Source organism: Arthrobacter sp. UKPF54-2, assembly GCF_007858535.1.
Taxonomy (GTDB): Bacteria; Actinomycetota; Actinomycetes; order Actinomycetales; family Micrococcaceae; genus Arthrobacter.
Window position 1 is genome coordinate 1,488,977 of the sequence record NZ_CP040174.1, and the last position, 12,414, is coordinate 1,501,390.

A 12,414-nucleotide genomic window follows, 5' to 3' on the forward strand; every position below is an offset into this window, starting at 1 on the left:
CGGCCGGCCGCGTCAGCGGCGGCGGTAGCAGAGATCGAAGATCAGCCGGCCGGCCTCGTGGGCCTTGTTTTCGAAGCTGGTCAGGATCCGGCCCTCGAACCTGGGCGCCCAGCCGCCGACGTCGTCGACCCCCTCGTTGGGGCCGGTGTGCTCGGTGCTGACCGGGGCGCGGCCTTCCTTGACCGGGGCGCCTCCCACGACTGACTCGACGCCGGACTCCCAGACCTGCGTGAGCGGGCTGTCGTCGCCGCTGCGCTCGCCGTCGTGCAGGTTCTCGAAGTCGGCCGAGCCCGCCAGGACCTCACGGACATGCACGGCGTAGTTGGACCAGTCGGTCGCGATCCGCCAGATGCCGCCGGGTTTGAGCGCTCGGGCCGCGAGTTCCGCGAAGGCGGGCTGGATGAGGCGGCGCTTGTGGTGCCGGGACTTGTGCCACGGGTCAGGGAAGAAGACCCAGAGCTCGGTGACCGAACCCTCCGGGAGCATGCTGGCCAGCACCTCGGGGGCGTTGGCTTCCACCACCCGGACATTGGTCAGCCCGCGGCTGTTGATTTTGATGAGGGTGTTGGCCAGGCCCGGGGTGTAGACCTCCACGGCGAGGAAGTCCGTGTCCGGATTCTGCTCGGCCGCGTGGCACACGGCGTCGCCGAGACCCGAGCCGATCTCCACGATCAGCGGGGCCTTCCGGCCGAATTCGGCTTCAGCGTCGAAGACGTAGTCCGGATGTACGGAAGTGTTGGCGACGTGCCGCGGCACTTCGACCGCCCACCGGTCCGAGTGCTCTTCCCACGCGGCCTGGCGCCGGCCCTGCAGGCGGGTTCCGCGGCGCACGAAACTGACCGGCCGGCCGCCGTAGGTGCCAAAGGAGGCTTGGCTGCCGGGCGTGACCGGGCGGGGATCCTGCGACGGCTGGGGGGATTCTGGAGACTCACTCATCACCTCCAGAATAGTGGAGTTCCGGCGGCCGCTCCGGTTCCGGCCGGGCGGGCTGGCGCCAGCTTGCCCTGTCCGGGCCCCATAGCAGGCTGTCCGCATGAATGGCGCGACACGCGAATACTGGGACAGCCAGGCAGCGGATCTTGACCGGGAAGCCGACCACGCCGCCGGAACTGACGGGGGACCACCGCCGGTGCCGCTGTTGAAACGGCGGGCGGCACGGAGCCTGCCAGAATGGCGTACGTGACTGCATCAAAAAGCTCCCAGGGCTCCACCGCCCGCAGCGCAGCCGGCGGTCACCGGCACCAGCGGCTGGAACCCTTGGTGGACGCCGAGATCGACGACGTTCCCGCGGCAGAGCCGACCGTCGTCGGGGGCCGCCGCACGCTGGCCTATCTTGGCGTCTGCCTGGTGCTGATCGGACTGAACCTGCGCACTGTCTTCTCCAGTTTCGCCGCGGTCCTTCCGGAGGTGACGGCCGACGTCGGCCTGCCCGCCTGGGCCGTCGCCGCGCTGAACACGGCGCCGGTGACCCTGCTTGGTGTGTTCGCCCCGCTCGCGCCGCGGCTGGCCCGCCAGTTCGGGGCCGAACGGGTGCTGCTCGGAGCCACGGCCGTGCTGACCGCAGGCCTGCTGCTGCGCCCCGTGGACATGCCCGGCGTCGGCCACCTGCCCGCGCTCCTGGCCGGCACGGCGGCCTGCGGCGCCGCCATCGCGGTCTGCAACGTCCTGCTGCCAGGCCTCGTGAAGCGCGACTTCCCGCATCGACTCGGCCTGATGGGCGGGCTCTACACCACCGCGATGTGCGCTTCCGCGGCCCTCGGCGCCGGCTTCACCTACCCGCTGTTCAGCGCGAGCGGCCAGTGGACGGCGGCGCTGTGGTTCTGGGCGCTGCCCGCCGGCGTCGTGCTGCTGCTGTTCCTGCCCTTGGCGGCGGCCCAGCGCCAAGGACGGCACGGGACCGCGGCCAGCGGGATCAGCGTTTGGCGCTCGGCGGTGGCCTGGCAGGTGACTGGGTTCATGGTGTTCCAGGCGATGATGTCCTTCAGCGTCTTCGCCTGGCTGGCGCCGATCCTGCGCGAGCGGGGGGTGGACGGCGGCACAGCGGGCCTGATCGTGTCCGCCTCGATTGTGCTGCAGATGCTGGGGTCCTTGTTTGCCCCGGCGCTCGCGGCCCGGCTCCGGGACCAGCGCCATCAACACGGTGGCGGCCCTGATGACCGGCGGCGGGTTCGCCTTAAGCATCTTCGGCCCGCTGGACCTGGTCTGGGTCTGGACCGGGCTGCTGGGCCTGGGCCAAGGCAGCCTGACGGCGGTGGCCCTCACCATGATCATGCTGCGCACCCGCGACGCCCACACCGCAGCCCACCTCTCCGGCATGATGCAGGGGGTGGGCTACGGCGTCGGGTCGGCCGGAACCCTGCTGGTGGGCCAGCTGCACCAGGCCACGGGATCCTTCGCCGCGGCAGGGGTCCTCTTCCTGGTGGTCGGCTCCCTGGCGGCCGTGTTCGGCTTCCGGGCGGGCAAGGACCGTTTCGTCGGCGGCTGACCAGGTGGGAGCAACCGGCCCTGGCGCGCGAACTCAGAGTGTGAGGTCCTTGCCCTTCGTCTCCGGGATGGTGAAGACGAAGACGGCGGAGACGGCCAGGAGCAGGACTGCGTACACATTGAACAGTTGCGGCAGCTGCAGGCTTGAGCCCAGCCACTGCTGGAGGTAGGGTGCGGTCCCGCCGAACAGAGCCACGCAGATGGAGTACGGCACTCCGACGCCCACGGTGCGGATGCTGGTCGGGAAGAGCTCGGCGTAGACGGCCGGAACGATCGCAGCGCTCGCGGCGATGAAGATCAGCATCACGGACATGCTCACGGCCAGCTGCCAGGCGGAGTCCTTGAGCAGGGCGGTCATCGGGAAGTGCATGATGCCGGCGCCGATGGCCCCGGACCACAGCACCTTCTTGCGGCCGATCCGGTCGGACAGCTTGCCCCAGAAGGGCAGTGCGGCTATGAAGACGATGTTGCCGACCACGCCCGCCCACAGGGCCTCGCCGCGGTCGATCTTCAGCGCGGTGGTGGCGTAGCTGGGGGCCACAACACCCCAGATGTAGTAGATGACCGTGAGGCCGACCGTCAGGCCGATCACCTGCAGCGCCTGCTTGCGGTGCCGGACGATTTGCGGCCAGATCGGGGCGCGCTTTTCCTCCGCGGCTTCGCCAGCAAAGACGTCCGTTTCGTGCAGCCGGGACCGCATGATCAGGGCGTACAGACCCATCGCCGCGCCGACCAGGAACGGGATGCGCCAGCCCCAGGCGTTCATCACTTCGGTGCTCAGGGCCATGTTCAGCACGGCGCCCAGCAGGGTTCCGAACAGGATTCCCACGGTTCCGGAGGTGTAGATCAGGGTGGCCCAGAAGCCCCGGTGTTCCCGCGGGGCCATCTCGGAGAGGTAGGTCTGCGACGACGGCAGCTCGCCGCCGTGCGCCAGGCCCTGGACCAGCCGTGCCACCAGCAGCATCAGTGAGGCCCAGGCGCCGACCGCCGCGAAGGTCGGCGCGATGCCGATCATCAGGCTGCCCACGGATGCCAGGCCCACGGCCAGCGTCATGGACGCCTTGCGGCCGATCCGGTCACCGATCCAGCCGAACAGGAAGCCGCCGAAGGGACGAGCCACGAACCCGACGGCGAAGATCGCCAGGGTGGACAGCACCGCCGACGCCGGATCGGACTTGCTGAAAAGCTGGCTGGCGATGAACGGCGTAAACGTGGCGTAAATGGCCCAGTCGTACCATTCGACGGCGTTGCCGATGCCGGTGCCGATGATGGTCTTGCGGGTGGAGGTCCGGGTTGCCGTTGGCATGGACGCGGTTGCAGTCATGGGTCTTCTCCCTTGGGAATGGGGTTAGGAATGAGTGGGGGCGGCGGCGTGGGCCGGGGCGGAGGCGGCCGCAAGGGCTGCCAGCCGGGAGATGGCGAGTTCCGCGTAGAGCGCGGCGCCGTCGGCCAGCACGCCGTCGTCGAACGTGGCGTACGGGGAGTGGTTGAACGCGGTGGTGGTGTGGTCGGCGTCGCGGGGGACGGCGCTTAGGCCGATGAAGGTGCCGGGGACCTCGGCGAGGACCCTCGAGAAGTCCTCGGAACCGCTCAGCGGGGTGGCCCAGCGCGCCAGCCGCGAATCGCCGAACATGCCCTCGATGACGGTCTCCGCGGTGCGGGTCTCGTCCTCGTCGGTGATGGTGAGCGGGTACTCCTGCTGGTAGTCGACGTCGACGTCGAGCCCGTGCGCCGCCGCGATGCCCTTCAGCAGCCGCGGCACGGCCTCCATCATCTTCTGCCGGGATTCCTCGGAGAAAGTCCGGATGGTGGCCTCGATGCGGGCGGTTTCCGGGATGATGTTGCGCTTGGTGCCGGCCTGGAGGACGCCCACGGACAGGACCACGGGGTCGAACATGTTGAACTGGCGGGTGACCATGACCTGCAGGGCGGTGACCATTTCGGCGGCTGCGGTGACCGGGTCCTTGGCCGAGTGCGGGGCCGAGCCGTGGCCGCCGGCGCCGAGCACCGTCACCGTCAGGCCGTCGGAGGAGCTGAGCATGACGCCGGGCTTGGTGCAGAACGTTCCGTGCGGCTCAAGGGCGGAGAAGACGTGCATGCCGTAGGCGGCGTCCACCCGCCGGCCGGGCGCGTCCAGCACGCCTTCGCGGATCATGTGGCTGGCGCCGTCGAAGCCCTCCTCACCGGGCTGGAACATCAGGACGACGTCGCCGGAGAGCCGGTGCCGGCGTTCGGCCAGCAGGGTGGCGGCCCCGGTGAGCATGGCGGTGTGCAGGTCGTGGCCGCAGGCGTGCATGGCGCCGTCGATCCTGGAGGTGTAGTCCACGCCGGTCTTTTCCTGCACCGGCAGGCCGTCCATGTCCGCGCGCAGGAGCACGGCCGGGCGGATGCCGGCGCCGGGGGCCCCTCCGCGCAGGACCGCCGTGACCGACGTCGTGTCCTGGCCGAGTGTGATCTCGTAGCCGAGTCCGTCGAGGGCCTGGAGCACCTTCTCCTGGGTCCGGGGCAGCGTCAGCCCGATCTCCGGCTCCCGGTGCAGTTCATGGCGGAAGCGGGCAAGGTCCGCCTGCATTTCGCGGGCGTCTGCGGTGATCGGCACGTGGTCTCCTTTGTGGTGGGTGCTGTGGTGGGTGCGGCCGGGGTCGGCCTGGCGTGGACTTTCGTCTATTCTGGAGTGACCTGACTCACAGGCCTGGAAACGTCTGAAAATATGCAAAAAGTACGTCTCCCTGCAGGATTCGTGCACCGTTGAAGGGGAAACTATGGAACTCAGTGAGGACGACCTTGCCCTGATCAATGTCCTGCAGATCGCCCCGCGCCTGAGCTGGGCGGACGCGGCGGAGGTGCTTGGCGTTCACGCCACCACCCTCGCCGCCCGCTGGGAACGGCTGCGGGCGGCCGGCGTCTCCTGGGTCACCGCGCACCTGATCGGCGACCCGCATCAGATGTGCCTGGCGTTCGTGGCCGTGGACTGCGACATGAACCGGCGCGAGGAAGTAACAGCGGAACTCGCCGGGATGCCGGAAATCGTGACGGTGGAAGAGGCGGCCAGCAACCGGGACCTGATGCTGACCGTAATCACCCCTTCCCTGGACGACTTCAGCTCCAGGGTGGTGTCGCGGCTGAAGGAGATTGACGGACTGCTCAAGTACCAGATCGCCCTGTGCACCCGGCTGCACTCAAGCGGCGGCTCCTGGCGGCTTAACGTGCTGAGCCGGGCCCAGCAGGCCACCGTGCGCGCCATGGCGGGCGCTGAGACCACGGGGGCCGTTCATTCCACCGCCCGGGACGAGCTTCCGGCCAGCCACCTGGCCCTGCTGCCCTTCCTGGCCAAGGACGGCCGGGCCACGGCGGCGGACATAGCCCGCGCGCTGGGCCGGCACCCCGCCACCGTCCAGCGGCAGCTCAACCGAGTGCTCGCCAGCGGGATCCTGTCCTTCCGCTGCGAGGTCGCCCAGAAGCTTTCCGCCTTCCCCGTGACCTGCCAATGGTTCGTGAACGTCCCGGCCGGCCGGCACGAGGCCGCGGCCGCCGAGCTGAAGACCATGCGTAACGTGCGGCTCAGCGCCTCCACCACGGGCCCCACCAACTTTGTGATCATCATGTGGTTGCAGTCCCTGGCGGACGTCATGAGCATCGAGCTGGTGCTGCAGCAAAAGGTGCCCGGCATCGTGCTCGTGGAAAGTGTCATCATGCTCAGCACCGTGAAGCGCGTGGGCTGGATGCTGAACCCGGACTCCCGGGCGAGCGGCGCCGTCGTGGTGCCGGCGCAGGGGCTCGACGCCGCCGGCTGAGTTCCGGGGTCCGCCCGGTCGGGGCCCAGCCGCTGCCCTGCCGCTGCACGCCGGGCGCCGGGGGAGCGGCGCTCTTGTAGGCTGTGGCACGTGCCCCACACCGACCCGCCCGCACCCCGCGGCGCTGACGCCCCGGAAGCTGCCGGCATTTTCCACCGCCGCTACCTGCTGGTGACACTCGGCGCCCTGGCCCTTGTGTTCCTGGCGGCCTTCGAATCGTTGGCGGTGACCACCATCATGCCGCTGGTCAGCCGGGAACTCGACGGCGCCAGCCTCTACGCCCTGGCCTTCGCCGGACCGCTGGCCACGGGCGTGATCGGGATGGTGGCGGCCGGCAACTGGTCGGACCGGCGCGGCCCGGTGGGTCCGCTCTGCGCGTCGGTGGCACTGTTCGTCCTGGGCCTGCTGATCGCCGGAACTGCGGGGACCATGCCGGCCCTCGTTGCCGGACGGCTCGTGCAGGGTCTGGGCGGCGGTGCAATGACGGTGGCGCTCTACGTTGTGCTCGCCCGCGTCTATCCGCCGGTCCTGCACCCGAAGATCTTCGCCGCTTTTTCCGCAGCCTGGGTGATCCCCTCCCTGGTGGGCCCGTTCGCCGCCGGGCTGGTGGCACAACTGCTCAGCTGGCACTGGGTGTTCCTCGGCGTCGTGGGGCTGGTGGTGCCGGCTCTGCTGATGATCGTCCCGGCCCTGCGCGGACTGCGCGGCGGTCCCGAAACCGAAGCGGAAACGGCGGCGCAATCTTTGCCCGGGAACGGGGGCCCCGCCGGTACCCCGCGGCCTCCTGGGCTTCGCCGCCTGGCGTGGGCCGCGCTCGCGGCGCTCGCCGTGCTCGGCCTGAATCTCTCCGACAGGCTTCCGACGGCGGGCGGCATTGGGCCGTCGCAGCCGTCGCAGCCGTCGCCGTCGCGCTGGTTGCGGTCCGTCCGCTCTTGCCCCGCGGAACCCTGACCGCCCGACGCGGCCTGCCCAGCGTCATCCTGACCCGCGGGCTGGCTTCGGCGTCGTTCTTTGGTGCCGAGGTCTACCTGCCCTACCTTCTCGTGGAACGCTACGCATTCTCGTCCGCCTTTGCCGGAGTGACCCTCACCGGTGGCGCGGTCGCCTGGGCTGCCGGGTCCGCGGTGCAGGGCCGGCTCGGGGCGCGCCTGGATCACCGCCGCGCTGTTCGAACCGGCGCCGCCCTCGTGCTGGGCGCCATCGTCCTGGTGCTGGTCACCACAGTCCTTCAGTGGCCGGCCGCCGTCGTGATCACCGCGTGGGTGTTCGCCGGCGGCGGCATGGGCTTAATGTACGCGCGCCTGAGCGTCATGACCCTGGCCTTGTCCACCAAACGCAACGAGGGCTTCAATAGCTCGGCGATGTCCATCTCCGATTCTCTCGGAGGCGCCCTGGCCCTGGCCTCCACGGGGCTCGTCTTCGCGGCGTTCACGACGGCAGCAACGGGGACAGGCGGCGCCGGCGCCGCACCCTTCGCGGGCGTATTCGCTCTGACCGCCGCGATCGGCGTCGCAGTCGTGGCGGTCGCGCCCAGGGTGTCCGGCGCCAGCCCGGCATAGGCGCGTCCGGCCCCCCGAAAACGGGAGCGGGCGCGCAGATGCTAGACTGAAGGAACTTGATGTGCAGTGATGCCCACTCTGGATTCGGTTCGGCCAGCTTCGGCCCGGGGCGGATCCCCTGCAGGATTCCTCCGGAACCCGGCGCAGCGGTGGGCTTTATTCATGTGAGAGGCACATCCTGCGTCGATGAACGCGTTCTATTTGGTCCCGGCCGCCGGCAAAATTGCTGGCAGCCCGGTTGATCACCTGACTTTTCTTCGGCGAACCCCTGGTCCAACCGGCGCCGGGGGCCGATATCCGTATGGATACCGCCTGAAAGACCTTGAAACTTATGACTACTTTTGCTGCCCTCGGCACGCCCAAGGCCCTCGCCGACACCCTCACCGCCCAGGGGATCGAAACGCCGTTCCCCATCCAGGTCAAGACCCTGCCGGACACCCTGGCCGGACGCGACGTCCTGGGCCGCGGCCGCACCGGCTCCGGCAAGACCATCGCTTTCGCCATCCCGCTTGTAGCACGACTCGCTGAGCGGGAAGCCGCGCACTTCCGCAAGCCCGGCCGCCCCATGGGCCTGGTCCTTGCACCCACCCGCGAACTGGCCACCCAGATCAACGCGACCATCGAACCGATGGCCAAGGCCATGGGCCTGACCACCACCGTGATTTACGGCGGCATCTCCCAGGCCCGCCAGGAAAAGGCCCTGCGCGCCGGCGTCGACATTGTCATCGCCTGCCCGGGCCGCCTGGAGGACCTGATCCGCCAGCGCATCCTGACCCTCGAGGCCGTTGAGATCACCGTCCTGGACGAGGCGGACCACATGGCCGACCTCGGCTTCCTCCCGGTAGTCAAGAAGCTGATGGACATGACCCCAACCCAGGGCCAGCGCCTGCTGTTCTCCGCCACCCTGGACAACGGCGTGGACAAGATCGTCCAGCGCTACCTGTCCAACCCGCTGACCCACTCCGTGGACGACCCGCAGGCCGCAGTGACCACCATGGAGCACCACGTCCTGGTGGTCAACGACCAGACCGTCAAGAAGCAGCTGATCGTTGAGCTCGCCTCGGGCGCCGGCCGCCGGGTGCTCTTTATGCGCACCAAGCACCACGCCCGCAAGCTGGCCAAGACCCTGACCGACGCCGGCATCCCTGCCGTCGACCTCCACGGCAACCTCTCGCAGAACGCCCGTGACCGCAACCTCGCAGAGTTCTCCTCCGGTGACGTCCGCGTTCTGGTGGCGACGGACGTCGCGGCCCGCGGCGTCCACGTCGACGACGTCGAGCTGGTCATCCACGTGGATCCGCCCACGGAGCACAAGGCGTACCTGCACCGCTCGGGCCGGACCGCCCGCGCCGGTTCCGACGGTACCGTGGTCACGCTGACCCTGCCCGAGCAGCAGTCCGACGTCAAGAAGCTGATGAAGGCCGCCGGCGTCGAGGTCAACTTCGAGCGCGTCACCGCCAACTCCCCGCTGGTCGCGGAGCTGGTGGGCGAAATGGCCGAGAAGATCGATCCGCGCACCCGCGCCGCGCTGCTGGCCACCAAGGCCAAGCAGCAGGGCGGCGGCACCTCCACCGGTGCCAACGCCGAGCGCAAGCGCGCCCGCCGCCAGGCTGCACCCACCGCGGGTGGCCGGGGCGGACGCGGCGGCCGGGGCCGGGTTTCCGCCGAGGCGCCCCGCACGGACCTTCCCCGCGCCGAGCGCCGCGCCGTGGCCTACGAAGGCCAGGCCGCTGCCCGAAACGCCGCAGAGCGCGTCGCGGAAAAGAACCAGGACCGGGCCGACGCCGAGCGCGCCGAGCGGCGCAACGCCCGGGGCCGTGGCCGCACCACGGCCTACGCGCACCACAACGATGTTCCCGCAGCCGGCGGCCGCGCCTCGGCTGGCCGTGGCTCGGACGGTCGCGCTGCGGAGGGTCGTAGCGACTCCCGCGGCGGTTCCGCACCCCGCAGTGGCGCACCCCGCAGCGGCGCACCCCGCACGGGTGGCGCAGGCCGGGCCGGCGCGCCGGCCGGTGGCCAGCGCGGCGGACGCCCGGCAACCGGCCAGCGGGCAGCTGCCGGCGCCAAGTCCGGCGGTTCGGCGCCCGTGTGGTCCTCCAACACCGGTGGCACCTCCGGCGGATCCTACGCAGGTGGCGGCAACGGCCGCTCCGGCGAAGGCCGTCCGGCACGTAGCGGCGGCCCCCGCCGCGCGTCGGCCCCGGCGTCGAACGAACGCCGCAGCCGCTAATCCCCAACCGCTCCCTAACCTCGCAAGCTCGGTCAGGGAACCCGGCGGTCGTGGCCTCAGCTCAACTATCGGTGGTTGAGCTGGGGCCCCAAGCGGGTCAGCCGCTGCCTTATTACCAGCCGCGGGCGCGCCACTCCTCCAGGTGCGGGCGCTCCGCACCAAGGGTGGTGGGCTTGCCGTGGCCCGGGTGGACCACGGTGTCATCCGGATAGACGTCGAACAGCCGCTCCGTGACATCGCTGAGCAGCTGGGCAAAGCGCTCGGGATCTTTTTGCGTGTTGCCGACGCCTCCCGGGAACAACGAGTCGCCGGAGAAGATGTGCGCCGGGCCCTCCGGGTCCTGGTACACGAAGGCCACCGATCCCGGGGTATGGCCGCGCAGATGCACCGCCGTCACGTCGAAACCGTCGAAGTTGCCGACGTCGCCGTGATCGAGCAGCACATCAACCTTCACCGGCAGCTCGGCGGCGTCATCCGTCCCCGCCGCCGTCTTTGCGCCGGTCGCTTCAACGAGGCCGGGCAGTGCGCGGACGTGGTCCCAGTGCTGGTGCGTGGTTGCGATCAGCGTCAGTTTCGGCGCCGCGGCCGTGTCTGCAGCGGCGTCGGCCAGCAGGCCCTGGATCGCGGCCAGGTCGTCGGCTGCGTCGATCAGCAGCTGCGCGCCGGAGGCCTTGGCGGTAAGCAGGTACACGTTGTTGTCCATCTCGCTGACCGAAATCCGGCGGATGGTGATGTCACGAAGCGAGTGTATGAGCGAGTCCATGGGCTGCAGTCTACTGATTCGCTATTCACGGCCCTCGGACACCCATGTGGGGTCCGCTGAACGGGAACCGACGACGGCGTCCGCAGCGGCGTCGAGCCGCTCCAGTTGCGCCGGGGTCAGGTCGAGCGTCAAAGCGCCGAGGTTTTCATCGATCCGGTCGGCCTTGCGCGTGCCGGGGATCGGGACCACGGGCAGGCCGAGCTTCCGGCCCTGCGCGATCAGCCAAGCGAGGGCCACCTGGGCGGGCGTTGCAGCCTGGCCGGGGCGGCCCAGCTCGGTGGCGACCGCCCGGACCGCGGCCACCACAGTCTGGTTGGCATCCAGTGCTGCCTCGGCGAAGCGCGGGATGTTGCGGCGGAAGTCGTTGCTGCCCAGTTTGGAGGCGTCCACGGTGCCGGTGAGGAATCCCCGGCCCAGCGGCGAGTACGGCACAAAACCGACGCCGAGTTCGGCAGCGGCAGGCACGATGTTGCGTTCCACGTCGCGACTCCAGATGGACCACTCGCTTTGGACTGCGGCGATCGGATGGACGCTGCTGGCCTCCCGCAGCTCCTCGGCCGTCACCTCGGACAGACCCAGGTGCCGCACCTTGCCGGCCTGCACCAGCCCCGCCATGGCCTCCACGGTTTCCACAATCGGAACGCGGAGGTCACGGCGGTGCATGTAGTACAGGTCGATCGTGTCGGTGCCGAGGCGCTTCAGGCTGCGGTCCACGGCCTGCCGCACGTAGGCGGCGTCCCCCCGGATGTCCGAGTAGCCGGTGGCCGGCGTCCCCACCAGGCCGAACTTGGTGGCCAGCTGCACCTCGCCGCGGCGTCCCTTGAGCAGCTTGGCGATCAGCTCCTCGTTGCTGCCGCCGCCGTAGATGTCCGCCGTGTCGATGAAGCTGACGCCCGCGTCCACCGCATGGTGCAGAGTGGCCAGCGCCTCCGCCGGATCCACCTCCCCGTACACGGGAGTCAGGGCCATGCCGCCGAACCCCAGGGGACTGACGCTGAGGCCGTCGCCCAGCCGGACTGTCGCTGCATTCATCTTTGGTCTCCTGTCACTGCTGCAGTAGTGCCGTCCCTGCCAAGAACTCCGGCGCCCGCGCGGCTATTCCGGACCTAGGCCCCAGGTTCTCCCCACCTTTGACCGCTGCCCGGGCCTCGACGACGGCGCGCCGCGGGGAACACGCCGTCGCGCTGGCCTAAATGTGGGGAGATTCCGCGGCGGAGGCCGGCAGCAGCTTCAGCCCGGCGGCGCAGCCGACGATTCCGGCGATAAACAGCAGTTTCAGCGGACTGGCGGGCTCGACGCCGGTCGCCATCGCCCAGCCGACCGTCAGGGCAGCCCCGATTCCCACCCAGACGGCGTAGGCCGTGCCGAGCGGGATGCGCTTGACGGCCAGGCCCAGCCCCACCATGCTGAGGATTGCCGTCACGGCGAACACGAGGGTGGGCAGCGGCCGGGTGAAGCCGTCGGAGAGACCCAGAGCCGTGGCCCAGACCGCCTCCAGTACGGCGGAGGCAAGCAGAATGAGCCAGGCCAGGGTTGTTGCCGGGGCCTTGCCGGCCGGTGCCGGCGTGCGATTCGCGGCCATGG

General features: G+C 70.0%; 8 protein-coding genes and 2 pseudogenes. 4 read left to right on the top strand and 6 right to left on the bottom strand.

Annotated elements, in window-relative coordinates:
• Positions 1-12: 12 nt before the first annotated feature.
• Positions 13-936, bottom strand: coding sequence for a tRNA (guanosine(46)-N7)-methyltransferase TrmB (gene trmB, locus E7Y32_RS06745; protein ID WP_146336443.1), 924 nt, complete (start codon positions 934-936; stop codon positions 13-15).
• Positions 937-1,170: 234 nt separating this feature from the next.
• On the opposite strand from trmB, the pseudogene E7Y32_RS06750 reads away from it, so the two are divergent.
• Positions 1,171-2,485: pseudogene (locus tag E7Y32_RS06750) on the top strand (MFS transporter).
• Between the two features lie 33 nt (positions 2,486-2,518).
• Here E7Y32_RS06750 and E7Y32_RS06755 read toward each other — a convergent pair.
• The gene (locus E7Y32_RS06755) at positions 2,519-3,808 is read right to left on the bottom strand and encodes an MFS transporter (RefSeq protein WP_146336444.1); all 1,290 of its coding nucleotides are present in this window, start codon (positions 3,806-3,808) and stop codon (positions 2,519-2,521) included.
• Between the two features lie 24 nt (positions 3,809-3,832).
• Entirely contained in the window at positions 3,833-5,083 is a 1,251-nt protein-coding gene (locus E7Y32_RS06760; protein WP_146336445.1) for a M20 family metallopeptidase, read from the bottom strand.
• 163 nt (positions 5,084-5,246) lie between these two features.
• Between E7Y32_RS06760 and E7Y32_RS06765 the strand changes: the two genes are divergently transcribed.
• From E7Y32_RS06765 to E7Y32_RS06775, 3 genes and pseudogenes are all read left to right on the top strand, one after another.
• Positions 5,247-6,278: an Lrp/AsnC family transcriptional regulator gene (locus E7Y32_RS06765; protein ID WP_146336446.1), complete on the top strand. Its 1,032-nt coding sequence runs from the start codon at positions 5,247-5,249 to the stop codon at positions 6,276-6,278.
• Positions 6,279-6,464: 186 nt separating this feature from the next.
• Positions 6,465-7,837, top strand: a pseudogene (locus E7Y32_RS06770) (MFS transporter).
• A 331-nt stretch (positions 7,838-8,168) separates the two neighbouring features.
• The gene (locus E7Y32_RS06775) at positions 8,169-10,067 is read left to right on the top strand and encodes a DEAD/DEAH box helicase (RefSeq protein ID WP_146336447.1); all 1,899 of its coding nucleotides are present in this window, start codon (positions 8,169-8,171) and stop codon (positions 10,065-10,067) included.
• A 112-nt stretch (positions 10,068-10,179) separates the two neighbouring features.
• Here the strand turns inward: E7Y32_RS06775 and E7Y32_RS06780 are convergent, their stop codons facing one another.
• The 3 genes from E7Y32_RS06780 to E7Y32_RS06790 form a co-directional block, all read right to left on the bottom strand.
• Complete coding sequence (locus E7Y32_RS06780) at positions 10,180-10,830, bottom strand: MBL fold metallo-hydrolase (RefSeq protein ID WP_146336448.1); 651 nt, start codon at positions 10,828-10,830, stop codon at positions 10,180-10,182.
• 21 nt (positions 10,831-10,851) lie between these two features.
• The gene (locus E7Y32_RS06785) at positions 10,852-11,862 is read right to left on the bottom strand and encodes an aldo/keto reductase (protein WP_146336449.1); all 1,011 of its coding nucleotides are present in this window, start codon (positions 11,860-11,862) and stop codon (positions 10,852-10,854) included.
• A gap of 157 nt (positions 11,863-12,019) precedes the next feature.
• Entirely contained in the window at positions 12,020-12,412 is a 393-nt protein-coding gene (locus E7Y32_RS06790) for a multidrug efflux SMR transporter (RefSeq protein WP_146336450.1), read from the bottom strand.
• Positions 12,413-12,414: the final 2 nt, after the last annotated feature.

Excerpts from the sequence above, each read along its gene's own strand:
- trmB (WP_146336443.1), bottom strand. The coding sequence starts at position 936 with ATGAGTGAGTCTCCAGAATCCCCCCAGCCGTCGCAGGATCCCCGCCCG.
- E7Y32_RS06755 (WP_146336444.1), bottom strand. The coding sequence starts at position 3,808 with ATGACTGCAACCGCGTCCATGCCAACGGCAACCCGGACCTCCACCCGC.
- E7Y32_RS06765 (WP_146336446.1), top strand. The coding sequence starts at position 5,247 with ATGGAACTCAGTGAGGACGACCTTGCCCTGATCAATGTCCTGCAGATC.
- E7Y32_RS06775 (WP_146336447.1), top strand. The coding sequence starts at position 8,169 with ATGACTACTTTTGCTGCCCTCGGCACGCCCAAGGCCCTCGCCGACACC.
- E7Y32_RS06780 (WP_146336448.1), bottom strand. The coding sequence starts at position 10,830 with ATGGACTCGCTCATACACTCGCTTCGTGACATCACCATCCGCCGGATT.
- E7Y32_RS06785 (WP_146336449.1), bottom strand. The coding sequence starts at position 11,862 with ATGAATGCAGCGACAGTCCGGCTGGGCGACGGCCTCAGCGTCAGTCCC.
- E7Y32_RS06790 (WP_146336450.1), bottom strand. The coding sequence starts at position 12,412 with ATGGCCGCGAATCGCACGCCGGCACCGGCCGGCAAGGCCCCGGCAACA.